The sequence below is a fragment of the Streptomyces sp. NPDC024687 genome, from assembly GCF_055559055.1.
Map to the genome: position 1 here is coordinate 88,434 of NZ_JBVHLJ010000001.1, position 24,402 is coordinate 112,835.

Here is a 24,402-nt window from a genome sequence, read left to right on the forward strand (position 1 = left end):
GTCCCCCCACGGGCCGGCGTCCAGGGCGCCTTCCCATGTCCCGGTGCGGATTCCCCCCACGGGATCCGGCCGGGCGTCTGAGAGACCAGCGCCTGAATCGCTGTCTTTCCGGTCTTGCTGTTGAGCAGAACGAGCAAAACTCCTCGTACTACTCCTTGTGTGCGGTCTGCCGGGACAGCGCACGGTCGGGAGGGCCGCTCAAAGCTTCCCTAAGTGCGTGCCCCGGCAACGCAGCTCCGAGGAAGTCCCCCAAGACATCCTCAGACGTCAGTCAACGCCCCCCAAGACGCTGCCTGACATCGCCAACTTAGACCTTCGAACCCCTTCGATGGTTACGTTCGCATCACTGTGATCTGCGTCTCTTGCAAATGTCCGTTAGATACGCAAGAGCCCGGATACGGTGAACGAGACCCCAGCGTAAGGACGATGCGCGAGTCTTGTGAAGAGCTTATGTGAGTGGGGCTCCGGACTCCAGAGGGGGGTCCGTCAAAGGATCCTCAACGGAAGGCACGCAGCCGCAGGCTGTTGGTCACCACGAACACCGAGGAGAACGCCATCGCCGCACCGGCGATCATCGGGTTCAGCAACCCGGCCGCCGCCAGCGGCAGCGCGGCCACGTTGTAACCGAAGGCCCACACGAGATTGCCCTTGATCGTGGACAGGGTGCGCCGTGAGAGCCGGATCGCGTCCGCGGCCACCCGCAGATCCCCGCGCACCAGCGTCAGGTCCCCGGCCTCGATCGCCGCGTCGGTCCCGGTCCCCATGGCGAGGCCCAGGTCGGCGACGGCGAGCGCGGCCGCGTCGTTGACCCCGTCGCCGACCATCGCGACGACCCGCCCCTCGCCCTGCAACCGCCGTACGGCATCGACCTTGTCCTCGGGCAGCACCTCGGCGATCACCTCGTCGATCCCGACCGCCCGCGCCACCGCCTCGGCCACCGTCCGGTTGTCCCCGGTCAGCAGCACCGGCCTGAGCCCCAGCGCCCGCAGTGACCGCACCGCCTCCGCACTGGTCTCCTTGACCGCGTCGGCGACCGCCAGAACGCCGCGCGCCCGACCGTCCCACCCGACGACGACAGCCGTACGGCCGTCCCGCTCGGCCTCTTCCTTCGCCCGGGCCAGCTCGGCGGGCAGCACGTCGAACAGCCGCCCGACGGCCACCTCGCGGCCCTCCACGCGCCCGCGTACGCCCTTGCCGGGGACGTTCTCGAACCGCTCGGCCGCCGGCAGCGGGCCGACCCGCTCCTCCGCGCCCGCGGCGACCGCCCGGGCGACGGGATGCTCGGAGGCGTGCTCCAGGGCGCCCGCGAGCCGCAGCACCCGCTTCTCGTCGGCGTCCTGGACGACGTGGACCGCCTGGAGGGTCATCCGGCCGGTGGTCACCGTGCCGGTCTTGTCCAGGACGACGGTGTCGACGCGCCGCGTGGACTCCAGGACCTCGGGCCCCTTGATGAGGATGCCGAGCTGGGCGCCGCGCCCGGTGCCGACCATGAGTGCGGTCGGCGTGGCCAGGCCCAGCGTGCACGGACAGGCGATGATCAGTACGGCGACGGCCGCGGTGAACGCGGCGGCGGTGTCCCCGGTGACGCCGAGCCAGCCGGCGAAGGTGGCCAGCGCGATGAGGATGACGACCGGCACGAAGACCGCGGAGACCCGGTCGGCCAGCCGCTGCACCTCCGCCTTGCCGTTCTGCGCGTCCTCCACCAGCTTCGCCATCCGCGCGAGCCGCGTGTCGGCCCCGACCCGGGTCGCCGCGACGACGATCCGTCCGCCGGCGTTGACGGTCGCGCCGGTGACGGTGTCCCCGACGCCGACGTCCACCGGTACCGACTCGCCGGTCAGCATGGAGGCGTCCACGGCCGAGGCGCCCTCGACGACGGTGCCGTCGGTCGCGATCTTCTCGCCGGGCCGTACGACGAACCGGTCCCCGACGGCCAGTCGGTCCGCCGGAATGCGTATCTCCCGCCCGTCCCGCAGCACGCCGACGTCCTTGGCCCCGAGTTCCATGAGTGCTTTGAGAGCGGCCCCCGCGTGACGCTTGGCGCGGGCCTCCAGATACCGGCCGAGCAGGATGAAGGCGGTGACTCCCGCGGCCACTTCGAGATAGATCGTCGAGGCGCCGTCCATGCCGCCGACGGTGAGCTCGAACCGCTCCCGCATGCCCGGCATCCCCGCGTCACCGAAGAACAGGGCCCACAGCGACCAGCCGAACGCGGCGAGGGTCCCGACCGAGACGAGGGTGTCCATGGTGGCCGCGCGGTGCCTGGCGTTCGTCCAGGCGGCCCGGTGGAAGGGCCACGCACCCCAGACGACGACGGGCGAGGCGAGGGTCAGCGCGAGCCACTGCCAGTTGTCGAACTGGAGGGCGGGGACCATGGAGAGCGCGACGACGGGGACGGCGAGCGCGACGGAGACGAGGAGCCGCTGCCGCAGGGCGGTGAGCTCGGGCGCGTCCCGGGACGGCTCTTCCGCGGGTGGCGCGGGCTGCTCGGCCGTGTACCCGGTCTTCACCACGGTCGCGATGAGATCGGCGACCTCGACCCCCGGGGGGTAGCTGACGCGGGCCTTCTCGGTCGCGTAGTTGACCGTGGCGGTGACGCCGTCCATCCGGTTGAGCTTCTTCTCGACCCGGGCGGCACAGGAGGCACAGGTCATACCGCCGATGGCCAGCTCGACCTCGGACACGGGCGCTGTCGGAGCCGTAATGGACATGTTCGCTGCTCCCTGGTCGGTCAGGCCTTGCCGACGAGCTCGAAACCGGCCTCGTCCACAGCGGCCCGTACGGCCTCCTCGTCCAGCGGCTCCGTCGATACGACCGTCACCTCGCCGGTGGCCGCGACCGCCTTCACGGAGCTGACCCCCGCGATCTCGGAGATCTCACCGGAAACGGAACCCTCGCAGTGCCCGCAGCTCATCCCGCTCACCTTGTAGACGGCGGTGACGGTACCCGGGGTATCGGTCTGGGCGGTCATGTCGTTCTCCTCGTCGAGGCGTGTGGGGTTACCGAGTCACAGCCTATACCCCTAGGGGGTATTTAACCAAGAGAGGTCCGGTAGACGCGAATGCGAGCGGTTGTCTTCGAACGGTACGGCGAACCCGCACAAATACGGGACCTGCCGGACCCCCGTCCGCCGGACCACGGAGTGGTCGTCCGGGTGGCGGCCACGGGCCTGTGCAGAAGCGACTGGCACGGCTGGCAGGGCCACGACCCGGACATCACCCTCCCGCACGTGCCGGGCCATGAACTGGCGGGCACGGTCGAGGCGGTCGGTCCCCGCGTGAGCAACTGGAAGCCCGGCGACCGGGTGACCGTCCCCTTCGTCTGCGCCTGCGGCAGCTGCGCGTCCTGTGCGCGGGGCGACCACCAGGTCTGCGAGCGCCAGACACAGCCCGGCTTCACCCACTGGGGCTCCTTCGCCCAGTACGTGGCGCTGGACCACGCCGACGTGAACCTCGTGGCCGTACCGCCGGACATGTCCTTCGCCACGGCCGCCTCCCTGGGCTGCCGTTTCGCCACGGCGTTCAGGGCGGTCGCGCAGCAGGGGCGGGCCACCGCGGGGGAGTGGGTCGCGGTGCACGGCTGCGGGGGTGTGGGCCTGTCCGCGGTGATGATCGCGGCGGCCTCAGGGGCCCGTGTGGTGGCCGTGGACGTGTCGTCCCGGGCCCTGGCCCTGGCGAGGAAGTTCGGCGCGGCCGAGTGCGTGGACGCGACCGGCACGCCGGACACCGCGGCGGCGATCCGCGAGCTGACCGGTGGCGGGGCGCACGTGTCCCTGGACGCCCTCGGTTCCCCGGCCACCTGCGCGGCCTCCGTCAACTCCCTGCGCCGACGCGGCCGGCATGTCCAGGTCGGCCTGCTGCCCTCGTCGGACGGGACGACCCCGGTCCCCATGGCCCGCGTGATCGCCCTGGAGCTCGAACTCCTCGGCAGTCACGGCATGGCCGCCCACACCTACCCGCCGATGCTGGAGCTGGTCGCGGCGGGCGTACTGCGGCCGGACCTCCTGGTCACGTCCACGATCACCCTGGACGAAGTCCCGGACGCCCTGGCGGCGATGGGCTCGGCTCCCGCGGCGGGGGTGACGGTCATCGAGCCGTGGGAGTGAGGGCGGCCCACTCGCAGTCGAGGATCGCCATGAGCACCTCGTCGACCCACTCGCCGTCCCTGAACTCGACCTCCCGCCGGATCCCTTCCACGGTGAAGCCGACCTTCTCGTACACCCGCAGCGCGCGGGCGTTGTAGCCGTAGGCCTCCAGCGCGATCCGGTGCAGACCGAGCCGCTCGAAGCCGTACCCGACGATCAGGCGGGTGGCCTCGGTGCCCAGCCCGCGGCCGCGTCCCCGCGGGCCGATGAGCGTGCGGAAGGTGCAGCTGCGGGCGGCCGGATCCCACTCGTACAGGACGACCTCGCCGACGAGTTCGCCGGTGGCGCGGTCGGTGACGGCGAGGTCGAGACGGTCGGGCTGCTCGGACCGGGAGCCGTACCAGGACCGCAGCCGCTCCAGGGTGAGGTCGGCGGCGGGCGCCCCGGTGCAGCGGACGACCTCGGGGTCCTCGATGATCTCCGCCATCACCTCGGCGTCCGCCTCCGTGAACGGCCGCAGCACGGTCTTGTCGCCGGTCAGCACGGGTTTGACGGAGAAGTCGCTCATGGGGCGACTGTGTCAGACACCGGCACCTCCCGGCCCGGCAATTTTCGCCGGGCCGGTCGGCCTCAGTCCTCTCTGCGCCCCCGGTTGCCCGGCCGGGACGCGACCCACGCGCGCACGGTGTCCGCGTACCAGTAGGGCTTGCCGCCCTCGACATGGTCGGGCGGCGGCAGCAGCCCGTGTTTGCGGTACGACCGCACGGTGTCCGGCTGCACCCGGATGTGCGCCGCGATCTCCTTGTACGACCAGAGCCTTCGGTCGGTCATGTGGTGCACCTCCTCGCGCGCACCGCGGCGGCGGCCGGGAACGGCCGTCGGGGGTACCGGGCACTGCGCTGGCGATCACAAGTTGCGCCTCGTGAACGACACCCGGTGACCGTCGGTCAGGGCCTGTGCGCCAGGTGTGACGGAGAGCCCGCGTACCTGCGACATATGTGACACGGAGGAGGTGTTTGTGACAGAGGTGACGCAATGGCGTACGCGGGCGCGAGGGCGCGGCGCGTTGACAAGGGGGCAGTGAAAGGGGGCATAAGGGGCCGTCCCGGGCTCCTGTGAACCTGCCTGTCGGGTCCGGACTAAGCCCCGCACGACCTCAGGAACGCCCGGGTCCGCTGGGCGATGGGCAGCGGCTTGTCCGGCTCGCACGGGTACATGTCCTGCTCGACGATCGCGAACAGGTCCACGTCCAGCTTCTGCGCGGCCTCCAGCACGGGACCGAGTGCCGGCACCCCCGAAGGCGGTTCGCACATCACGCCCTGCGCCACCGCGGGCCCGAACGGCGTCCCCTTGGCCCGTACGTCCGCCAGGATCTCCGGGTCCACCTGCTTGAGGTGCAGATACCCGATCCGCGACCCGTACGTCTCGATCAGCTTGACGCTGTCGCCGCCGCAGTACGCGTAGTGCCCGGTGTCCAGGCACAGCGACACGAGGCCGGAGTCGGTGGCGTCCAGGAAGCGGACCACGTTCTCCTCGCTGTCGATGTGGGTGTCGGCGTGCGGGTGGACGACGATCTGGAGGCCGTACTCCTCGCGCACCCGCTGTCCGAGCCGCTCGGTCAGCGTGCTGAGGTTGCGCCACTGCTCCGGCGTGAGCGTGTCCGGTTCCAGCACCTCACCCGTCTTGTCGTCCCGCCAGAACGACGGGATCACGACGAGATGCCGGGCGCCCATCGCCTGCGCGAGCACCGCGTTGTCCGCGACATGCGCCCAGGTCTTCTCCCACATGGCCTCGCCGTGGTGCAGGCCGGTGAAGACGGTGCCCGCGGACACCTTCAGGCCGCGCCGGGAGACCTCTTCGGTGAGGACTGCGGGGTCGGTCGGGAGGTACCCGTACGGTCCCAGCTCGATCCATTCGTAACCGGAGTCCGCGACCTCGTCGAGGAAGCGTTGCCAGGGGACCTGCTGGGGGTCGTCGGGGAACCACACGCCCCAGGAGTCCGGAGCCGAGCCGATCCGGATGCGGGACAGTGAGGGCTGAGGTGCGGGCGCTGTCATGCCGGTCAGCTTCGGTTCGGAAAGCAAGCGCTGTCAAGGTCTCGTCCGAATGTCTGGACAAAACATTGACAGGGCGCGGCGTCCGGGGCTACAAACGCCGGGAGAGCCGACGCAGGTACGAAGGGAAGTCGATGGCGTACGACCTGATCACCATGGGGCGGATCGGTGTGGACCTGTATCCGCTCCAGACCGGTGTCCCGCTGCCGCAGGTGACGTCCTTCGGCAAGTTCCTCGGGGGCTCGGCGACGAACGTCGCGGTCGCCGCGTCGCGCCTGGGACGGCGGACCGCGGTGATCACGCGCACCGGCGACGACCCGTTCGGCACCTATCTCCACGAGGCACTGCGGGACTTCGGCGTGGACGACCGCTGGGTCACCCCGGTCCCGGGCCTGCCGACCCCCGTCACCTTCTGCGAGGTCTTCCCGCCGGACGACTTCCCGCTGTACTTCTACCGGCAGCCCAAGGCCCCGGACCTGGAGATCGACGCCCACGAGCTGGACCTCGACGCGATCCACGAGGCGAGCGTCTTCTGGGTCACCGGCACCGGTCTGAGCGAGGAGCCCAGCCGTACGGCGACGCTGGCGGCCCTCGCCCACCGCGCCAAGGCCGGCACCACGGTCTTCGACCTGGACTGGCGCCCGATGTTCTGGAACGACCCGGCCACGGCCCGCCCCTTCTACGAAGAGGCCCTGCGCCACACCACCGTCGCCGTCGGCAACCTCGACGAGGTCGAGGTCGCGACCGGGGTGCGCGAGCCGCACGCCGCCGCCCGCGCCCTCCTGGACGCCGGTGTGGAACTGGCGGTCGTCAAGCAGGGCCCCAAGGGTGTCCTCGCCGTCAACAGCAAGGGCGAGTCCGCCGAGGTCCCGCCCCTGCCCGTGAACGTCCTGAACGGTCTCGGCGCCGGTGACGCCTTCGGCGGCTCCCTGTGCCACGGCCTGCTGAGCGGCTGGGACCTGGAGAAGATCATGCGGTACGCCAACGCGGCCGGCGCCATCGTCGCCTCCCGCCTCGAATGCAGCTCGGCGATGCCGACGGTCACCGAGATCGAGGACGCGGTCGCGGCGGGAGCGGTCAAGTGAACGTCGACCTCGCCGAACTCGTCCGCCTGCGCGCCGAACACCCCGAGGCGATCGCCGAAGCCACCGCCCGGCGCACCCGCAGGCCGCTGCTCAACGACAGCGGCCGTCTGATGATCGTCGCCGCCGACCACCCCGCCCGGGGCGCGCTCGGGGTGGGGGGCAACCGGTTGGCGATGGCCAACCGCGCCGACCTGCTGGAGCGCCTGTGCCTGGCGCTGTCCCGCCCCGGCGTCGACGGTGTCCTCGCCACCGCCGACATCCTGGACGACCTGCTGCTGCTCGGAGCCCTCGATGGCAAGGTCGTCATGGGCTCCATGAACCGCGGCGGCCTCCAGGGCGCGAGCTTCGAGCTCGACGACCGCTTCACCGGCCACCGCCCCGAGGACATCGAGCGGTTCGGCTTCGACGCCGGCAAGCTCCTCCTGCGCATCGACTACGACGACCCAGGCTCCCTGACCACTCTGGAGTCCACGGCCCGTGCCATCGACGACATGGCGGCACGCAGGCTCCCCGTCTTCGTCGAGCCGTTCATCAGCGGCCGCACCACCGAGGGCAAGGTCAGGAACGACCTGTCCGCCGAGGCCGTCACCAAGTCGATAGCCATCGCCTCGGGCCTGGGCGGTAGTTCGGCCTACACCTGGCTCAAGGTCCCGGTCTGCGACAACCCCGACGACATGGGCGAGGTCATGGCCGCCTCCACGCTGCCCGCCGTATTGCTCGGCGGAGAGGTCGGCGACGACCAGGACGGCGCGTACGAGAAGTGGCGCGGCGCCCTCCAACTCCCCACCGTGCGCGGCCTGGTGGTCGGCCGCTCGCTGCTGTACCCGGCGGACGGCGACGTGGCCGCCGCCGTGGACACCGCCGTAGGACTGCTGTGAGGGCCGCCGCATGACACAGACCGAGCTGTACGTCCCCAAGGGTGCCTCGACCAACGCCCAGTACGCGGTGGACATCGACCCCAAGCGGGCCGGCTGGACCCACAGCAGCCTGCGGATCGTCGAACTGGCACCGGGTGGCACACACACCTTCACCTCCGGTGACAGCGAGTGGATCGTGCTTCCGCTGGAAGGCGGCTGTACCGTCCACGTCGATAACGAAGAGTTCCAACTCCTGGGCCGGGAAAGCGTGTTCGCCGGAGTCTCGGACTTCGCGTACGTGCCCCGGGACGCCCAGGCATCGATCGCCTCCGGCGCGGGAGGCCGCTTCGCCCTGGCAGGAGCGAAGTGCGAGCGACGACTCCCCGCCCGCTACGGCCCCGCGCCGGAGGTCCCCGTCGAAGAACGCGGCAGCGGCACGCAGTTGCGGCACGTGCGCAACTTCGCCTCCGCCGACGCCTTCGACTGCGACAAGCTCATCGCCGTCGAGGTGGTCACCCCGGGCGGCAACTGGTCCTCGTACCCGCCGCACAAGCACGACGAGCACCGGCCCGGCGTGGAAGCCGAGTTGGAGGAGATCTACTACTTCGAGATCGACGGCCCGAACGGTTTCGGCTATCAGCGCGTATCTCCCTCCCGTGAGGGCGGATCCGACGTCCTCGCCGAGGTCCGCTCCGGCGACGCCGTCCTCGTTCCCGACGGATGGCACGGCCCGTCCATCGCCCAGCCCGGCCACGACATGTACTACCTGAACGTCATGGCGGGACCGGGTGAGACGCGGGAGTGGCGGATCTGCTTCCACCCGGACCACACGGAGGGGTACCGATGACCACCCGCCTGACCGTCGCGCAAGCGCTGGTCCGCTTCCTGGCCGCCCAGTACACCGAACGCGACGGTGTACGGCAGCGGTTGATCTCCGCGACCTGGGGCATCTTCGGCCACGGCAACGTCGCGGGCCTCGGCCAGGCGCTCGTCGAGTACGCCGACGACATGCCCTACCACCAGGGCCGCAACGAGCAGTCCATGGTGCACGCGGCCGTGGGCTACGCGCGTCAGTCCAACCGCCTGTCCACCCACGCGGTGACGACCTCCATCGGCCCGGGCGCCACCAACCTGGTGACGGGCGCGGCCCTCGCGACCATCAACCACCTCCCGGTCCTGCTGCTGCCCGGTGACACCTTCGCCACCCGCGTCGCCGACCCGGTCCTCCAGCAGCTCGAAGTCCCGTACGCCGGCGACATCAGCGTCAACGACTGTCTGCGGCCCGTGTCGAAGTACTTCGACCGCGTCACCCGTCCCGAAGCCCTGATCCCGGCCGCCCTCCAGGCCATGCGGGTGCTCACCGACCCCGTCGAGACCGGCGCCGTGACCCTCGCGCTGCCGCAGGACGTCCAGGCCGAGGCCCACGACTGGCCCGACGAGTTCTTCGCCGAGCGCACCTGGACCGTACGGCGTCCGGGCGCCGACCCGGCCGAACTCGCCGAAGCGGTACGGGCGATCCGCACCGCCCGGCGCCCGCTCGTCATCGCCGGCGGCGGAGTCCACCACAGCCGCGCCGAGGAGGCCCTCGCCGAGTTCGCGCACGCCACCGGCATCCCGGTCGCCTCCACCCAGGCCGGCAAGGGCTCCCTGCGCCACGACCACCCCCAGGATGTCGGCGGCGTCGGCCACACCGGCACCGCCACCGCCGACGAACTGGCCCGCCAGGCCGACCTGGTGATAGGCGTCGGCACCCGGTACACCGACTTCACCACGGCCTCCGGCACCCTCTTCGCCGCCGACGGGGTCCGCTTCCTCAACCTCAACATCGCGCCCTACGACGGCCACAAGCTCGCCGGCATGCCCCTGGTTGCGGACGCCCGCAGTGCCCTCCAGGAGCTCACCGGCGCACTCCAGCTGCACGACCACCGGGTCACGGGCGCGTACGTCGAGGAGTACACCCTCGACAAGGAGCGCTGGGAGCAGCGCGTCGACGCCTGCTACGAGGCCGACGAGCCCGACATCCGGCCGACCCAGCCGCAGGTCCTCGGCGCCCTGGACGCCCTGGTGGACGAGTCCGACGTGATCATCAACGCGGCCGGCTCCCTCCCGGGTGACCTGCACAAGCTGTGGCGCGCCCGGTCGAGGGACCAGTACCACCTGGAGTACGGCTACTCCTGCATGGGCTACGAGATCCCGGCCGCGATCGGTGTGAAGATGGCCGCTCCCGACCGCAACGTCTGGGCGCTGGTCGGCGACGGCACGTACCTGATGATGCCGACGGAGATCGTCACGGCCGTACAGGAGGGCATCGCGATCAAGCTGCTCCTGATCCAGAACCACGGCTACGCCTCCATCGGCGGCCTGTCCGAGACGGTCGGCGGCGAGCGGTTCGGCACGGCCTACCGCTACCAGTCCGAGGACGGCACCTACACGGGCGCCCCGCTGCCCGTGGACCTGGCCGCCAACGCGGCCAGCCTCGGTATGCGCGTGCTGCGCGCGAAGACCGTACGAGACCTGCGCGCCGCCCTCGAAGAGGCGCGGGCCGCCGACACTCCCACATGTGTCTACGTCGAGACCGAAACGGCCGACACAGTGTCGGGCCCGCCTCCGGCGCAGGCCTGGTGGGATGTACCTGTGGCCGAGACCGCGACCCGACCGTCCGCGGTGAAGGCCCGAGAGCTGTACGAACGGCACGTCTCAACCCGACGCCGCCATCTGTGAAAAGGAGTACTCGGTCATGACGAAGATCGTCAACCACTGGATCGGCGGCAAGACCGTCGAAGGCGCGTCGGGCAACTACGGGCCGGTCACCGACCCGGCGACCGGCGCGGTCACCACCAAGGTCTCGTTCGCCTCGGTCGACGAGGTCGACGCCGCCGTGGCCGCCGCCAAGGACGCGTTCGCCACCTGGGGCACCTCCTCGCTCGCCAAGCGCACCACGATCCTGTTCCGCTTCCGGGCGCTGCTCGAGGCGAACCGGGACGCGATCGCCGAGCTGATCACCGCCGAGCACGGCAAGGTGCACTCCGACGCGCTCGGCGAGGTCGCGCGCGGCCTGGAGATCGTGGACCTGGCGTGCGGGATCACCGTGCAGCTCAAGGGCGAGCTGTCCACCGAGGTCGCCAGCCGCGTGGACGTCGCCTCCATCCGCCAGCCGCTCGGTGTGGTCGCGGGCATCACGCCGTTCAACTTCCCGGCGATGGTCCCGATGTGGATGTTCCCGATCGCCATCGCGACCGGCAACACCTTCGTCCTCAAGCCCTCCGAGAAGGACCCCTCGGCCTCCCTCAAGATCGCCGAACTGCTCGCCGAGGCCGGTCTGCCCGACGGCGTCTTCAACGTCGTACAGGGCGACAAGGTGGCCGTCGACCGCCTCCTGGAGCACCCGGACGTCAAGGCCGTCTCCTTCGTCGGCTCGACCCCGATCGCCCGCTACATCCACACCACCGCCTCCGCCAACGGCAAGCGTGTCCAGGCGCTGGGCGGCGCCAAGAACCACATGCTGGTCCTGCCGGACGCCGACCTGGACGCGGCCGCCGACGCCGCCGTCTCCGCCGCCTACGGTTCGGCCGGCGAGCGCTGCATGGCCATCTCCGCGGTCGTCGCGGTCGGCGCCATCGGCGACCAGCTGGTGGACAAGATCCGCGAACGCGCCGAGAAGATCAAGATCGGCCCCGGCAACGACCCGGCCTCCGAGATGGGCCCGCTCATCACGAAGGTGCACCGCGACAAGGTGGCCTCCTACGTCGAGGGCGCCGCCGCCGAGGGCTGCGAGGTCGTCCTGGACGGCACCGGCCACACCGTCGACGGCTTCGAGGACGGTCACTGGATCGGCATCTCGCTCCTCGACAAGGTCCCCACCACCGCCAAGGCCTACCAGGACGAGATCTTCGGGCCGGTCCTGACCGTGCTGCGCGTCGACACCTACGAGGAGGGCATCGCCCTCATCAACGCCTCGCCGTTCGGCAACGGCACCGCGATCTTCACCCGGGACGGCGGCGCCGCCCGCCGCTTCCAGCTGGAGGTCGAGGCCGGCATGGTCGGCGTGAACGTCCCGATCCCGGTCCCCGTCGGCTACCACAGCTTCGGTGGCTGGAAGGACTCGCTCTTCGGCGACCACCACATCTACGGCAACGACGGCACGCACTTCTACACCCGCGGCAAGGTCGTCACCACCCGCTGGCCCGACCCGGCCGACGCCCCGGCGGGCGTGGACCTGGGCTTCCCGCGCAACCACTGAGTCACCCCTGAGGCCGGGCACACGCGTGTGCCCGGCCTCAGCCGTGGTCACTGCCCGCTGGTGGCGTTCTTGAGGACCTCGGTCAGGTCACCGGTCTCGGCGGCCGGCGGGGCCTTCACCACGGCCGTCCTGCCGAACTTCTCGAAGTCCATGGTGACCGTCATGGTGCCGGTCCGCTGCTTCAGCCGGACCGGCAGGTCCCCGGCGCCGACCCAGACCTCCATGGTCATCGAGGTCGAGCCGCCGGTGGCCTTGCCCAGGAGCCCGTCCTGGTCGCCATAGGCATCCTTGAGCCGGCCCAGCTTCTTCTGGTCGATCTCGGCCCGGTAGTGGGTCGTGCTCTTCCCGTCGACGGTCTCCTTGCCGAGGTTCTCGACGTCGTCGGCGTACTTGAGGCCCTTCATGGACGCCGACGGACTGCCGTTGCTGCCGCTGAGCGCCTTGGCGCCGGACTCGCCGAACACGGCGGACCCGTCGATCTTCATCCACTCCTTGCCCTTGAGCGGGCCGGCGGGCTGCGGGTCGACGTCGTAGTAGTAGGCGCCGTCCACGAACAGCACGCGGATCGACGGGTTGGCCGTCAGCGTCTGCATGTGTGCCGCCTTCGTGTCCATCTCGATGTCGTAGGCGTATCCGTCGCCCCACGAGTAGGTGCCGTCCATGGCGATCGGGGTGCCGGTGCCGATGTCCGTCGTCATCCTGACCTCGGCCGAGCCGAGCTGCTCGGTCCGGTCGGTCGCCCGGGCGAGCGCCGCCATGATCGCGTCCGACTTGTCGACGACGTCCGCCGCCTGCTTCACGCCCTGCGAACCGCACGCCGTGACCGCGACCATCGCCGCCGCCGTGAACCCCACCCCGGCAGCGGTGTACTTGAGCTTCATGTGCCCCCCTGTGAATGACCTTTGAGGAGTGACTTTAGCGGCACGTTTTTTCACGCCGACGCTGCGGTTCCCGTACCGCCGGAAAGGGAGAAACGGCCCCGGGAAACTGCCGTATTCGCCATTCAGGCGGCTTCTGATCTACGGATTTCGCAGCTCGACACCTATTGACGCGCCGGTTTTCGTCGGGGTTCCATGCAGCACCATGACCGACACCCTCCGCCCTGCCGACACCGCCGTCCCAGAGGCGCTGGAGCACGGCCACGCCAAGCTCAACCGTTCCATCGGCGTGGTCGGCGGCACCCTGCTGACCCTGTCCTGCGTGACCCCGGCCTCCACGCTCTTCGTGGTCGTCCCCGACCTCTTCGGCTCGCTCGGCACCGCCACCGCCCTGACGATCGCCATCGGCTCCCTCCTCTGTGTCGCCGTGGCGTTCTGCTACTCGGAGCTGGGCACCCTCATCCCCAGCGCGGGCGGCGAGTACGCGATGGTCTCGACGCTGGCAGGACGACTCGCCGGCTGGCTCGTCTTCGTGCTCTCCCTCCTGGTTGTCATGATCGTCCCGCCGGTGATCGCCATGGGCACGGCTGACTACCTGGCCCCGGTGATCCACCTGGACCCCTCCCTGGCGGGCGCCGGAGTCATGCTCCTGGCCACCCTCGCCGGCCTCCTCGACCTGCGCGCCAACGCGTGGATCACGGGCGTCTTCCTGGTCCTGGAGGTGATCGCGGCGGCGGTGGTGGCGCTCCTGGGCTTCACCCACGCGGAGCGCGGCCCGAGCAGCCTGCTGTCCATGCAGGTGGCGGACGCCCACGGCGGCACGGACCCGGTCACCGCCATGCTGGTGGTCTCCGGCCTGGCGATCGCCCTCTTCGTCACCCAGGGCTTCTCGACCGCCGTCTACCTCTCCGAGGAACTGGAGAACCCCCGCCGCAACGTGGCCCGCACGGTCCTGGCCACCCTCGCCATCTCCACCGTGATCATCCTGGTCCCGGTGGCCGCGATCACCCTGGGCGCCTCCGACCTGACCGAACTGACCGGCGGCGACATCGGCGCCATGGTCACGGCCTGGTCCGACTCCGCGGTGGGCACCTTCGTCAGCCTGTGCGTCGCCCTGGCGATCATCAACGCCGGCATCGTCATGGTCATCCAGAACTCCCGGGTCCTGTTCGCCTCGGCACGGGACAAGGCCTGGCCGGCCCCGGTCAACCAGTTCTTCGCCAAGCTCGGCCGCTTCGGCTCCCCCTGGGTCGCCACCCTCGCGGTGGGCATCCCGGGAGCGGCCCTGTGCTTCGTCGACCTGGACACGCTGTACGGCGTCACGGGCGTCTCGGTGACGGGCATGTACCTGCTGGTCGCGATCGCCGCGCTGCTGTCCCGCCGGGGCGGCCACCGGCACACCCCGGCCTGGCGCATGCCGTTGTGGCCCGCGATGCCGGTCCTCCTGATAGCGGTCCTGTCCTACATCCTGACCCAGCAGGAGACGGAGTACCTGCTGTGGACGGGCGGCATCACGGCGGCGGCGACCGTCTACTGGGCCCTGTATCTCCGCCCGCGCAAGGACACGAGGTGGCTCGTCTCGATTCCGAGCGAGTAGACCTGCTCAGGAGGGCGACCAGCCACGACGGCGTGTACCGCGTCTGCTGTACGGGACGACACCCCGTCCACCCCCAGGATGGCTCGGAGTTCAGCCCCCAGTAGCCAAGTCCCGGACAGTTTCACCCCGTACCGTTGACACATGGATCTTCGACGCCTCCGGAGGCCGCGGTGGATCGCCGCCGCGGCCTCCGTCGTCGTGCTCGCCGCAGCCGGGACATGGACGGCCGCCGCCTCTGACGACCCGCCCCCCGTGCACCGCACCGATCGCATCATGGCGCTTGACGGCGTCCGCATAGACACCTCGTACTTCACGGCGAACGGCACCGGGAGGCGCCCCGCGGTCCTCCTGGGCCACGGCTTCGGCGGCAGCAAGAACGACGTGCGCAGCCAGGCGGAAGACCTCGCGAGAGACGGCTACGCGGTCCTCACCTGGTCCGCCCGTGGCTTCGGCAGGTCCACCGGCGAGGTCGGCCTCAATGACCCCGACGCCGAGGTCAAGGACGTCAGCAAGCTGATCGACTGGCTGGCGAAGCAGCCCCAGGTCCAGCTCGACAAGCCCGGCGACCCCAGGGTCGGCGTGGCGGGCGCGAGCTACGGCGGCGCGATCTCCCTCCTCGCCGCCGGCCACGACCACCGCGTGGACGCCATCGCCCCGTCGATCACCTACTGGAACCTCTCGGACGCCCTGTTCCCGAACGGCGTCTTCAAGAAGCTGTGGGCCGGCATCTTCGTCAACTCCGCGGGCGGCTGCGCCGAGTTCGAGCCGCAGATCTGCGCGATGTACCAGCGGGTGGCCCAGTCCGGCGTCCCGGACGCGCAGGCCGAGAAGATGCTGGAGGAGCGCTCCCCGTCGGCCGTCGCCAAGGACATCAAGGTGCCCACCCTGCTGATCCAGGGCCAGACGGACTCCCTCTTCCCCCTGAACCAGGCCGACGCCGCGGCGAAGGCGATCCGCGCCAACGGCGCCCCCGTGGACGTCGACTGGATCGCGGGCGGCCATGACGGCGGCGACCTGGAGACGAGCCGGGTCCAGTCCCGCGTGGCCCACTGGTTCGACCGCTATCTCAAGGACGACAAGTCCGCCGACACCGGCCCCGCCTTCCGCGTCACCCGCACCCTCGGCACCGACACCGGCGACGGCGAGAGCCGCCTCACCGGCGTCACCGCCGACACCTACCCGGGCCTGCAGAGCGACGAGCACAGGATCACCCTCACCGGCCGGGAACAGGACGTCAGCAACCCGGCCGGCGCCAGCCCGCCCGCCGTCTCGGCCCTCCCCGGCCTCGGCGGCGGCGGCCTCTCCCAGCTCTCCGCCCTCGGCCTCGGCGTCTCCCTCGACTTCCCGGGCCAGTACGCCGCCTTCGAGTCGGCCCCGGTCAGGGACGATCTCCAGATCACCGGCTCGCCCACGGTCACCGTCCACGTGAAGTCGACGACCGACGACGCCGTCCTCTTCGCCAAGCTGTACGATGTCGGCCCGAACGGGCAGCAGACCCTGCCGTCCCAACTCGTCGAGCCCCTCAGGGTCGAGGGCGCGAAGGCCGGCAAGGACGTCACGATCACCCTCCCGGCGATCGACCACGACATCGACGACGGCCACCGCCTGCGCCTGGTCCTCGCCTCCACGGACCTCGGCTACGCCTCCCCGACGGCCCCGGCGACGTACACCGTCTCCCTCAAGAGCCATCTGAACGTCCCCGCGGCCCTCAGCGCGAAGAACACCCAGGCCCCCCTGCCCGCCTGGGTGTGGTGGCTGCCGCTGGCCGGCGCGGTGCTCGCCCTGATCCTGGTGGTGACGGGCCGCCGCCGTACGACGGCCCCCGCGGCCCCCGAGCCGGAGCTGACCGAAGTCCCCCTTCAGATAACCGACCTGAGCAAGCGGTACGCCAGGTCCGCCGACCGGTACGCGGTCCGCGACCTCTCCTTCCGCGTGGAGAAGGGCCAGGTCCTTGGCCTGCTCGGCCCGAACGGCGCCGGCAAGACGACCACCCTGCGCATGCTGATGGGCCTGATCAGGCCGGACGGCGGCGAGGTCCGCGTCTTCGGCCACGCGATCGCGCCCGGTGCCCCCGTGCTCTCCCGTGTCGGCGCGTTCGTCGAGGGCGCGGGCTTCCTCCCGCACCTGTCGGGCCGCGAGAACCTGGAGCTGTACTGGCGGGCCACCGGACGCCCGCCCGAGGACGCCCACATGGACGAGGCGCTGGAGATCGCCGGTCTCGGCGACGCGCTGTCCCGCGCGGTGCGCACCTACTCCCAGGGCATGCGCCAGCGCCTGGCCATCGCCCAGGCCATGCTCGGCATGCCGGACCTGCTCATCCTCGACGAACCGACCAACGGTCTCGACCCGCCGCAGATCCGCGAGATGCGCGAGGTGATGATCCGCTACGCGGCGGCGGGCCGCACGGTCATCGTCTCCAGCCACCTCCTCTCGGAGGTCGAGCAGTCCTGCACCCACCTCGTGGTCATGGACCACGGGAAGCTGGTGCAGGCGGGCCCGGTCGGCGAGATCGTCGGCTCCGGCGACACCCTCCTGGTCGGCACGGCCGTACCGGTCGAGGAACCGGTGGCCGAGAAGGTGGCGGCCCTGCCGGGCGTGGCGTCGGCGGCCATCACCGACGACGGCCTGCTCGTACGGCTCGACGCGGACGGCAGCGCGGCACGCCTGGTCGCCGAACTCGTCCGGCTGGAGGTCCCCGTGGAGTCGGTGGGCCCCCACCGCCGCCTCGAAGACGCCTTCCTCACCCTGATCGGAGACTCCGCATGAGCAGCACGCTGACCGAGCGCGCGGAGGTCGCCGACGGTTACCGCGCGGGCCGTACGCTGCCGGTCCGGGTCGAGCTGGTACGGCAGTTGAAGCGCCGCCGCACCCTCGTCATGTTCGGCATCCTCATCGCCCTGCCCCTCGTCCTGCTCATCGCCTTCCAGCTGGGCGGCGGACCGGGCTCGGGCAACAACCGGGTCAACCTGATGGACACGGCGACGGTGTCCGGGGCGAACTTCGCCGCGGTGAACCTCTTCGCCTCCGCGGGCTTCCTCCTGGTCGTCCCGGTCGCGCTGTTCTGCGGGGACACGGTCGCCTCCGAGGCCGGCTGGTCCTCCCTGCGCTATCTGCTGGCGGCACCCGTACCGAGGGCCCGCCTCCTCTGGTCGAAGCTCGTCGTCGGACTGGGCCTGAGCCTGGCCGCGATGGTCCTGCTCCCGCTGGTCGCCCTCGCGGTCGGCACGGCCGCCTACGGCTGGGGCCCGCTCCAGCTCCCCACCGGCGGCTCACTGGAACCGGGCGCGGCGGCCCAGCGCCTGCTGGTGACGGTGGTGTACATCTTCGTCTCCCAACTGGTCACCGCGGCCCTGGCGTTCTGGCTCTCCACCCGCACCGACGCCCCCCTCGGCGCGGTCGGCGGCGCGGTCGGCCTGACCATCGTCGGCAATGTGCTGGACCAGGTGACGGCCCTCGGCGACTGGCGCGACTTCCTCCCCTCGCACTGGCAGTACGCCTGGCTGGACGCCGTACAGCCGAAGGTGCAGTGGTCCGACATGATCCAGGGCACCTCCCTTTCGATAACGCTCGCCCTGGTGCTGTTCGCCCTGGCCTTCAGGGGTTTTGCCCGCAAGGACGTGGTCTCCTAGGTCAACGGAAGATCTCCCACCGGTCTCGAAGGCCCTTCACCGTGCCCCCTTTGAGACCCATCCGCAACGCTCCGTAGCGCACGTTCCGGCCCCCCGGCCCGTCACAGTCGCAGAAGCCGACGTCAACAGGCCCAGGGGGTACGGACGATGGAGCGACAGCGGACACGACAGGTGATGCTCGCCCTCACACTGGCGGGCGGACTCCTGCTCACCGGTTGCGGTGACGGCGACAGCGGAGGCGGGAACAGCGCCGACGGAACGAGGGGCGACTCGAACGCACCGGCCTTCCCGGCCCCGAACCAGCCACAGGGCGAACAGGACTCGCAGGAGTCCCGCGGTGACCAGGTCACCCCGTCCCCCGACTACCTCTCCACCTTCGCCCTCGACGTGGACACCGCCTCCTACGGCTACGCCCGCCGCACCCTCGCCGAGGGCCGCCGCCCCGCCCCTTCGACGATCCGCCCCGAGGAGTTCGTCAACAGCTTCCGCCAGGACTACAAGCGCCCCGACGGCAACGGCTTCACGGTCACCGTCGACGGCGCCCGCACCGACCGCGACGACTGGTCCCTGGTCCGCGTGGGCCTGGCCACGAGGAGCGCACCGGACAACGCGGACGACCGCGCACCCGCCGCCCTCACCTTCGTCATCGACATCTCCGGCTCCATGTCCGAGCCCGGCCGCCTCGACCTCGCTCAGCGGTCCCTCGACACCATGACGAAACGGCTGCGCGACGACGACTCGGTCGCCCTCGTCACCTTCAGCGACCGGGCCAGGAAGGTCCTGCCGATGACCCGCCTCGGCGGTCACCGCGACCAGATCCGCGAGGCCGTCGACAGCCTGGAGCCGACGTTCTCCACCAACCTCGGCGCGGGCGTCGAGACCGGCTACAAGACGGCCGTCGAGGGCCTGCGCAAGGGCGCCACCAACCGGGTCGTCCTCATCTCCGACGCCCTCGCCAACGACGGCGAGACCGACGCCGACGCCATCCTCGACCGCATCGACACCGCCCGCCGCGAACACGGCATCACCCTCTTCGGCGTCGGCGTCGGCAGCAACTACGGCGACGCCCTCATGGAACGCCTCGCCGACAAGGGCGACGGCCACACCGTCTACGTCTCCGGCGACGACGCCGAGAAGGTGTTCTGCGAGCAGCTTCCGCAGAACATCGACCTGACCGCCCGCGACGCCAAGGCTCAGGTCGCCTTCGACCCCGAGACCGTGGCCTCCTTCCGCCTCATCGGCTACGACGACCGCCGTGTCGCCGACGACGACTTCCGCGACGACCGCGTGGACGGCGGCGAGGTCGGCCCCGGCCACACGGTCACCGCGCTCTACGCCGTCCACACCCGCCCCGATGCCGACGGCCACCTCGCCACGGCCACCGTCCGCTGGCAGGACCCCAAGTCCCGCGCCCCGCACGAGAAGTCGGCCGCACTGGAGACCTTCGACGGTTCGCTGCGGGACGCCAACCCCCGCTTCCAGGTCGACGCGGTGGCCGCCTACTTCGCCGACGCCCTGCGGGGCGACTACGCCGACAACCACCTGCCGGGCAGGCCCTCCCTGGGTGAACTCGCCGACTGGGCAGAGGAGTTGGCGGACCGCACCGAGGACAGCGCGGTACGCGGGCTCGCCGACAGCATCCGCCAGGCACGGCACCTCACGGACTGACGCCGGACCCATTGACCTTTTCTTACTTGTGAGTAAGTTAGCCACCCAGTCGGAGCCGACCGGGGAGCCACCATGGGCGTACGCAAGGACCTGAAGAGGGCGAAGCAGCGCACCGACCTGGCGAGTCGCACCAAGGTCGAGGTCATCAGGGACGAGGACGGTGTCGTACGCGAGGCCCGGACACCGCCCCTCGCCCCGCGCCCGACCACCGGGAGCATCGCCGACCTCCCCTTCACCAACGCGGCCGAGACGCCCGACACGGTGGTGCTGCACCGCAAGGAGAAGGAGACCTGGAAGCCCGTCACGGCCGCCGCCTTCGCCCGCGAAGTGACCGCGGTGGCCAAGGGGTTGATCGCCGCCGGCGTCGAACCCGGCGGCCGCGTCGCGGTGATGTCCCGCACCCGCTACGAGTGGACGGTCCTGGACTTCGCGATCTGGGCGGCCGGCGGCCAGACCGTCCCCGTCTACGCCACCTCCTCCGCCGAGCAGGTGGACTGGATCGTCCGCGACTCCGGCGCCCGCCACATCGTGACCGAGAACGCCGAGAACGCGGCCACCGTCACCACCGGCACCGCGGGACACCCGGTCACGCCGCGCGTCTGGCAGCTGGACTCGGAAGCCCTCGACGAACTCACCGTCCTCGGCCGCGACCTCCCCGACGAGGAGGTCACCAAGCGCCGCGCCGCCCTGACCCCCGACACCATCGCCACCGTCTGCTACACCTCCGGCACCACCGGCCGCCCCAAGGGCTGCGTCCTCACCCACGCCAACCTGCACGCCGAGGCCGCCAACACCGTCGAGCTGCTCCACCCCATCTTCAAGGAGGTCACCGACCAGACCGCCTCCACCCTCCTGTTCCTCCCGCTCGCCCACATCATGGGCCGCACCCTCCAGATCGCCTGTCTGATGGGCCGCATCGAGATCGGGCACTGCCCGAGCATCAAGCCCGACGAACTGCGCCCGGCACTCAAGGAGTTCAAGCCCACCTTCCTGGTCGGTGTGCCGTACCTCTTCGAGAAGATCCACGCCACCGGCCGCGCCACCGCCGAGAAGATGGGCCGCGCCGCCTCCTTCGACCGCGCCCACCGCATCGGCGTCCGCTTCGGCGAGGCGTACCTGAACAGGTTCCTGGGCCGGGGCAAGGGACCGGGTCCCGGCCTCTACGCCGCCTGGGGCCTGTACGACCTGCTGGTGTACCGCCGTATCCGCAAGGAACTCGGCGGCCGCATGCGCTACGCCATCAGCGGCGGCTCACCCCTGGACCGCGAGCTCAACCTCTTCTTCTCCGCGGCCGGGATCATCATCTACGAGGGCTACGGCCTCACCGAGACCAGCGCCGCCGCCACCATCGTCCCGCCCCTGCAACCCCGCCCCGGCACGGTCGGACAGCCGATTCCCGGCACCTCGATCCGCATCGCCGACAACGGCGAGGTCCTCATCAAGGGCGGGGTCGTCTTCGGCGCCTACTGGAACAACCCCGAGGCCACCGACGCCGTCCTGAAGGACGAGTGGTTCGCCACCGGCGACCTCGGCGCCCTCGACGAGGACGGTTATCTCACCATCACCGGCCGCAAGAAGGACCTCCTCGTCACCTCCGGCGGCAAGAACGTCTCCCCGGCCGTCCTGGAGGACCGCCTGCGCAGCCAGGCCCCCGTCGGCCAGTGCCTCGTCGTCGGCGACAACCGTCCCTTCGTCGCCGCCCTGATCACGCTCGACCCCGAGGCGATGGCCCACTGGCTGTCGGTCCGGGGGCTGCCCGCCGACACCCCGCACGCCGAACTCGTCACGGACGAACGGCTGCGCGCCGACATCCAGAAGGCCGTCGACCACGCCAACGCGGCCGTCTCCCGCGCCGAGTCGATCCGCGCCTTCCGGCTGGTCGAGGGGGAGTTCACCGAGGACAACGGCATGCTCACGCCGTCCCTGAAGGTCAAGCGGCATGTGGTGACAGAGGCCTACGCGCAGGAGATCGAGGCGCTGTACGGGCGCTGACACGCCGAAGGGGCCGCCGAGTCGCTCGGCGGCCCCTTCGGCCTCGACCAGTGAGGTCCGGAATCAGTGGTCGGACTTCTTGTCGTCGGACTTCTTGCCGTTGGACTCCTCGGCGGTGGACAGGATCGACACGTCCTCCAGCAGGTGGGCCAGCGCACCGTCCCGCTTGGCCTGGGTCGAGTTCTCGGCACACTGCTGTGTCTGCTGGTCCGACAGGATCGGCACGTCCTGGACGTTGACGACCTGGAGCACACCGATGGGCAGGTCGCTGACGGCGAGGCAGGGCTTGTTGAAGGAACCCTGGATCAGCGCCATCTGCGGGCTCATGTTCCCGTAGGTGCTCGAGTTGCCGAAGCTCTGCCACGCACCGTTGCCGTTCGCCACGGTCGGCCCCTGGTCGTTGCCGATCGCCAGTGCCTGCGGAGCCGCGGCGGCAGAGGCACCCATGGCGGACGCGGCCATCGCCGCGGTGGCAACAATCTTCTTGATCACTGGCCAGTCCTTTCTGAGGAAGCCCCGTGGACCGGAGCGTTCTGGCTAACTGCCTGCCCCCGACGAGGTTTCTCCCGTTCACTCCGACGGCGGATAGCGGGGAGCAGCCCAGGACCCGATGACCGCCGGGAGCCCTTGACGGGCCATAGGGCCAATGGAGTGAACGCCCGCAACCATTCCCCACGTGCCGGGTTGATGTGGCAGTAGGGCATTGTGTCGCTACGAGGAAAGGAACGCGAAGTGCTTAAGAAGGCAATGGCCGCCGCGGCGGCCGCCGCTTCTGTCGTTGGAATGTCGGTGGCGGCAGCTCCGACGGCGCTTGCCATCGGCAACGACAATGGGCCGACCGTGGCGAACGGTAACGGCGCTACGTCGTCGTTCGGCAATTCGGCGACCAAGGGTGACATGAGCCCCCAGCTCTCGCTGGTCCAGGGCACGCTCAACAAGCCCTGCCTCGGCCTGAGCGACACCAACGTCGGTGTCCTGCAGGTCGTCAACGTCCAGGACGTGCCGATCCTGTCGGACCAGCTGACCCAGCAGTGCTCCGACAACTCCACCCAGTCCAAGCGGGACGGCGCGCTGTCGCACGTCCTGGAGGACCTGTCGGTTCTGTCGGCCAACTCCGAGAGCAACGGCAAGAAGTAAGTCGAATCCGACTGACCGGGCGGCTCGCAGCACTGTCTGCGGGCCGTCCGGCTTTTTTGCGTGCACCTTTTTGCCACGCGCTCGAGGGTGAAAAGAGTGACCGCGGAGTGCAATCGAGTGAATTCTCCCGCGCCACGCGTTCGGTAGTTTCTCCGTCGGCTATCCCTCGTTCTACAGCCTGCAGGTCATGACGCGAGCCGTTCCGTCTGTGCTCGCTCGGTCACATGCCGACAAAGGGGCATGACCGCAGAGAAGGGAAATCTCATGAAGAAGACCGCCGCTGTCGCCGCGGGCATGATCATGGCCTTCGGCGTGGCCTCCCCGGCCTTCGCGGACGCCGACGCTCAGGGTGCAGCCATCGGTTCCCCGGGTGTCCTCTCCGGCAACGTGGTGCAGGTGCCCATCCACGTGCCGATCAACGTGTGCGGCAACTCCATCAACGTGGTCGGTCTGCTGAACCCGGCGTTCGGCAACGTGTGCGTGAACGACTGACCACGTAACACCTCAGCCGTACCGGCTGTCCTGGCCGGCCTTGGACCGCTCGATTCCGTCCGGGGCCGGCTTTTCCCACTTCTACAAGCAGGAAGACAACGAGATTGCGACAGACCCTGAGTAGGGGAATGGTCGCGGCCGCCGCCGCGACAAGCATTCTGTCCCTGTGCAGCAGCCCCGTCCTCGCCGACACGCACGCGAGCGGGGTCGCCACGGATTCGTCCGGCGTCCTGTCCGGCGACAGTGTGGCGGCGCCCGTCGAGGTGCCGGTCACCGCCTGCGGAGACTCCGTCGACGTGGTCGCCGCGCTCGATCCGGCGTTCGGCAACTCCTGTGCCGGTGAACCGAGTTCTGGCAGACACGGCTCACGCGGCGTGCCGCATGGCGATGACTCCGGTCACGGCGACGACTCCGGTTACGGCGGCGACTCCGGGGACGAAGGGGGCGGCGGGTACGGGGGCGACTCCGGGCAGGAGGAGGGCGGCGGGTACGGGGACCAGGCGCCTCCGCCTGGTGATCACCACACGCCGCCTCCCGGTGGTCATCACACGCCTCCGCCGGGCGACCATCACACGCCGCCTCCCGGTGGCCATCACACGCCTCCGCCCAGTGACCACACGCCTCCGCCCGGCGGTGACCACACACCTCCGCCCGGCGATCACACGCCGCCTCCCGGTGGTGATCACACC

21 protein-coding genes and 1 pseudogene are annotated in these 24,402 nt (G+C 70.4%); 14 read left to right on the forward strand and 8 right to left on the reverse strand.

The genetic code is table 11. The features are described 5' to 3' along the window. Positions 1-497: 497 nt before the first annotated feature. Both ACZ39I_RS00380 and ACZ39I_RS00385 read right to left on the reverse strand, forming a co-directional pair. The gene (locus ACZ39I_RS00380; RefSeq protein WP_467241319.1) at positions 498-2,711 is read right to left on the reverse strand and encodes a heavy metal translocating P-type ATPase; all 2,214 of its coding nucleotides are present in this window, start codon (positions 2,709-2,711) and stop codon (positions 498-500) included. A gap of 20 nt (positions 2,712-2,731) precedes the next feature. Beyond that, the gene (locus ACZ39I_RS00385; protein ID WP_467241321.1) at positions 2,732-2,971 is read right to left on the reverse strand and encodes a heavy-metal-associated domain-containing protein; all 240 of its coding nucleotides are present in this window, start codon (positions 2,969-2,971) and stop codon (positions 2,732-2,734) included. A 90-nt stretch (positions 2,972-3,061) separates the two neighbouring features. Between ACZ39I_RS00385 and ACZ39I_RS00390 the strand changes: the two genes are divergently transcribed. Further along, positions 3,062-4,105 (forward strand): zinc-dependent alcohol dehydrogenase family protein, encoded by a 1,044-nt coding sequence (locus ACZ39I_RS00390; RefSeq protein WP_467241322.1) that lies wholly within the window; start codon positions 3,062-3,064, stop codon positions 4,103-4,105. On the opposite strand, the gene ACZ39I_RS00395 is transcribed toward ACZ39I_RS00390, so the two are convergent. The 3 genes from ACZ39I_RS00395 to ACZ39I_RS00405 form a co-directional block, all read right to left on the reverse strand. After that, a complete protein-coding gene (locus ACZ39I_RS00395) occupies positions 4,086-4,652 on the reverse strand; it encodes a GNAT family N-acetyltransferase (RefSeq protein WP_467241323.1) in 567 nt (188 codons plus the stop codon). The two genes, ACZ39I_RS00390 and ACZ39I_RS00395, sit on opposite strands and share 20 nt — an antisense overlap. Positions 4,653-4,714: 62 nt before the next feature. After that, the gene (locus tag ACZ39I_RS00400; protein WP_355788220.1) at positions 4,715-4,915 is read right to left on the reverse strand and encodes a helix-turn-helix transcriptional regulator; all 201 of its coding nucleotides are present in this window, start codon (positions 4,913-4,915) and stop codon (positions 4,715-4,717) included. Positions 4,916-5,223: 308 nt separating this feature from the next. Further along, positions 5,224-6,141, reverse strand: coding sequence for a sugar phosphate isomerase/epimerase family protein (locus ACZ39I_RS00405; RefSeq protein ID WP_467241324.1), 918 nt, complete (start codon positions 6,139-6,141; stop codon positions 5,224-5,226). A 131-nt stretch (positions 6,142-6,272) separates the two neighbouring features. Here ACZ39I_RS00405 and iolC point away from each other — a divergent pair, with 131 nt between their 5' ends. Genes iolC through mmsA form a run of 5 tightly spaced genes read left to right on the forward strand, consistent with a single transcriptional unit; the run spans position 6,273 to position 12,320 of the window. Continuing rightward, positions 6,273-7,223, forward strand: a complete 951-nt coding sequence (iolC, locus tag ACZ39I_RS00410; RefSeq protein WP_467241325.1) for a 5-dehydro-2-deoxygluconokinase — start codon at positions 6,273-6,275, stop codon at positions 7,221-7,223. Beyond that, complete coding sequence (locus ACZ39I_RS00415) at positions 7,220-8,101, forward strand: Cgl0159 family (beta/alpha)8-fold protein (protein ID WP_467241327.1); 882 nt, start codon at positions 7,220-7,222, stop codon at positions 8,099-8,101. The genes iolC and ACZ39I_RS00415 overlap by 4 nt, the downstream gene beginning before the upstream one ends. A 10-nt stretch (positions 8,102-8,111) precedes the next feature. Beyond that, the gene (iolB, locus tag ACZ39I_RS00420; protein WP_467241329.1) at positions 8,112-8,927 is read left to right on the forward strand and encodes a 5-deoxy-glucuronate isomerase; all 816 of its coding nucleotides are present in this window, start codon (positions 8,112-8,114) and stop codon (positions 8,925-8,927) included. Further along, the gene (gene iolD, locus ACZ39I_RS00425; RefSeq protein WP_467241331.1) at positions 8,924-10,801 is read left to right on the forward strand and encodes a 3D-(3,5/4)-trihydroxycyclohexane-1,2-dione acylhydrolase (decyclizing); all 1,878 of its coding nucleotides are present in this window, start codon (positions 8,924-8,926) and stop codon (positions 10,799-10,801) included. Before iolB ends, iolD begins: the two co-directional genes overlap by 4 nt. A 16-nt stretch (positions 10,802-10,817) precedes the next feature. Next, a complete protein-coding gene (mmsA, locus tag ACZ39I_RS00430) occupies positions 10,818-12,320 on the forward strand; it encodes a CoA-acylating methylmalonate-semialdehyde dehydrogenase (RefSeq protein WP_467241333.1) in 1,503 nt (500 codons plus the stop codon). Positions 12,321-12,367: 47 nt separating this feature from the next. Here mmsA and ACZ39I_RS00435 read toward each other — a convergent pair whose 3' ends face one another. After that, the gene (locus tag ACZ39I_RS00435; protein WP_467241335.1) at positions 12,368-13,201 is read right to left on the reverse strand and encodes an SCO4651 family lipoprotein; all 834 of its coding nucleotides are present in this window, start codon (positions 13,199-13,201) and stop codon (positions 12,368-12,370) included. A gap of 202 nt (positions 13,202-13,403) precedes the next feature. Between ACZ39I_RS00435 and ACZ39I_RS00440 the strand changes: the two genes are divergently transcribed. The 5 genes from ACZ39I_RS00440 (at position 13,404) to ACZ39I_RS00460 (ending at position 22,084) form a co-directional block, all read left to right on the forward strand. Further along, positions 13,404-14,795, forward strand: a complete 1,392-nt coding sequence (locus ACZ39I_RS00440) for an APC family permease (protein WP_467241337.1) — start codon at positions 13,404-13,406, stop codon at positions 14,793-14,795. Positions 14,796-14,936: 141 nt separating this feature from the next. Continuing rightward, complete coding sequence (locus ACZ39I_RS00445) at positions 14,937-17,561, forward strand: CocE/NonD family hydrolase (protein ID WP_467241339.1); 2,625 nt, start codon at positions 14,937-14,939, stop codon at positions 17,559-17,561. Next, positions 17,558-18,424 (forward strand): ABC transporter permease, encoded by an 867-nt coding sequence (locus tag ACZ39I_RS00450; RefSeq protein WP_467241341.1) that lies wholly within the window; start codon positions 17,558-17,560, stop codon positions 18,422-18,424. Before ACZ39I_RS00445 ends, ACZ39I_RS00450 begins: the two co-directional genes overlap by 4 nt. Positions 18,425-18,571: 147 nt before the next feature. Beyond that, the gene (locus tag ACZ39I_RS00455; RefSeq protein ID WP_467241342.1) at positions 18,572-20,092 is read left to right on the forward strand and encodes a vWA domain-containing protein; all 1,521 of its coding nucleotides are present in this window, start codon (positions 18,572-18,574) and stop codon (positions 20,090-20,092) included. Positions 20,093-20,164: 72 nt separating this feature from the next. Beyond that, the gene (locus tag ACZ39I_RS00460; RefSeq protein WP_467241344.1) at positions 20,165-22,084 is read left to right on the forward strand and encodes an AMP-dependent synthetase/ligase; all 1,920 of its coding nucleotides are present in this window, start codon (positions 20,165-20,167) and stop codon (positions 22,082-22,084) included. A gap of 63 nt (positions 22,085-22,147) precedes the next feature. Here ACZ39I_RS00460 and ACZ39I_RS00465 read toward each other — a convergent pair whose 3' ends face one another. Next, the gene (locus tag ACZ39I_RS00465) at positions 22,148-22,576 is read right to left on the reverse strand and encodes a rodlin (RefSeq protein ID WP_352384140.1); all 429 of its coding nucleotides are present in this window, start codon (positions 22,574-22,576) and stop codon (positions 22,148-22,150) included. A 240-nt stretch (positions 22,577-22,816) separates the two neighbouring features. On the opposite strand from ACZ39I_RS00465, the gene ACZ39I_RS00470 reads away from it, so the two are divergent. From ACZ39I_RS00470 to ACZ39I_RS00480, 3 genes and pseudogenes are all read left to right on the forward strand, one after another. Further along, complete coding sequence (locus ACZ39I_RS00470) at positions 22,817-23,221, forward strand: rodlin (RefSeq protein ID WP_467241345.1); 405 nt, start codon at positions 22,817-22,819, stop codon at positions 23,219-23,221. Positions 23,222-23,485: 264 nt separating this feature from the next. Beyond that, positions 23,486-23,713, forward strand: coding sequence for a chaplin (locus tag ACZ39I_RS00475; RefSeq protein WP_467241347.1), 228 nt, complete (start codon positions 23,486-23,488; stop codon positions 23,711-23,713). 128 nt (positions 23,714-23,841) lie between these two features. Beyond that, positions 23,842-23,991 (forward strand): annotated as a pseudogene (locus ACZ39I_RS00480) (chaplin family protein); the annotation flags it as partial. Between the two features lie 87 nt (positions 23,992-24,078). Here the strand turns inward: ACZ39I_RS00480 and ACZ39I_RS00485 are convergent. Then, positions 24,079-24,258 carry a hypothetical protein gene (locus ACZ39I_RS00485; RefSeq protein WP_467241349.1) on the reverse strand — a complete coding sequence of 60 codons (180 nt, stop codon included), beginning with the start codon at positions 24,256-24,258 and terminating at the stop codon, positions 24,079-24,081. Between the last annotated feature and the right edge of the window lie 144 nt (positions 24,259-24,402).

Excerpts from the sequence above, each read along its gene's own strand:
- ACZ39I_RS00380 (WP_467241319.1), bottom strand. The coding sequence starts at position 2,711 with ATGTCCATTACGGCTCCGACAGCGCCCGTGTCCGAGGTCGAGCTGGCC.
- ACZ39I_RS00385 (WP_467241321.1), bottom strand. The coding sequence starts at position 2,971 with ATGACCGCCCAGACCGATACCCCGGGTACCGTCACCGCCGTCTACAAG.
- ACZ39I_RS00390 (WP_467241322.1), top strand. The coding sequence starts at position 3,062 with ATGCGAGCGGTTGTCTTCGAACGGTACGGCGAACCCGCACAAATACGG.
- ACZ39I_RS00395 (WP_467241323.1), bottom strand. The coding sequence starts at position 4,652 with ATGAGCGACTTCTCCGTCAAACCCGTGCTGACCGGCGACAAGACCGTG.
- ACZ39I_RS00400 (WP_355788220.1), bottom strand. The coding sequence starts at position 4,915 with ATGACCGACCGAAGGCTCTGGTCGTACAAGGAGATCGCGGCGCACATC.
- ACZ39I_RS00405 (WP_467241324.1), bottom strand. The coding sequence starts at position 6,141 with ATGACAGCGCCCGCACCTCAGCCCTCACTGTCCCGCATCCGGATCGGC.
- iolC (WP_467241325.1), top strand. The coding sequence starts at position 6,273 with ATGGCGTACGACCTGATCACCATGGGGCGGATCGGTGTGGACCTGTAT.
- iolB (WP_467241329.1), top strand. The coding sequence starts at position 8,112 with ATGACACAGACCGAGCTGTACGTCCCCAAGGGTGCCTCGACCAACGCC.
- iolD (WP_467241331.1), top strand. The coding sequence starts at position 8,924 with ATGACCACCCGCCTGACCGTCGCGCAAGCGCTGGTCCGCTTCCTGGCC.
- mmsA (WP_467241333.1), top strand. The coding sequence starts at position 10,818 with ATGACGAAGATCGTCAACCACTGGATCGGCGGCAAGACCGTCGAAGGC.
- ACZ39I_RS00435 (WP_467241335.1), bottom strand. The coding sequence starts at position 13,201 with ATGAAGCTCAAGTACACCGCTGCCGGGGTGGGGTTCACGGCGGCGGCG.
- ACZ39I_RS00440 (WP_467241337.1), top strand. The coding sequence starts at position 13,404 with ATGACCGACACCCTCCGCCCTGCCGACACCGCCGTCCCAGAGGCGCTG.
- ACZ39I_RS00445 (WP_467241339.1), top strand. The coding sequence starts at position 14,937 with ATGGATCTTCGACGCCTCCGGAGGCCGCGGTGGATCGCCGCCGCGGCC.
- ACZ39I_RS00450 (WP_467241341.1), top strand. The coding sequence starts at position 17,558 with ATGAGCAGCACGCTGACCGAGCGCGCGGAGGTCGCCGACGGTTACCGC.
- ACZ39I_RS00455 (WP_467241342.1), top strand. The coding sequence starts at position 18,572 with ATGGAGCGACAGCGGACACGACAGGTGATGCTCGCCCTCACACTGGCG.
- ACZ39I_RS00460 (WP_467241344.1), top strand. The coding sequence starts at position 20,165 with ATGGGCGTACGCAAGGACCTGAAGAGGGCGAAGCAGCGCACCGACCTG.
- ACZ39I_RS00475 (WP_467241347.1), top strand. The coding sequence starts at position 23,486 with ATGAAGAAGACCGCCGCTGTCGCCGCGGGCATGATCATGGCCTTCGGC.
- ACZ39I_RS00485 (WP_467241349.1), bottom strand. The coding sequence starts at position 24,258 with ATGACCACCGGGAGGCGGCGTGTGGTGATCACCAGGCGGAGGCGCCTG.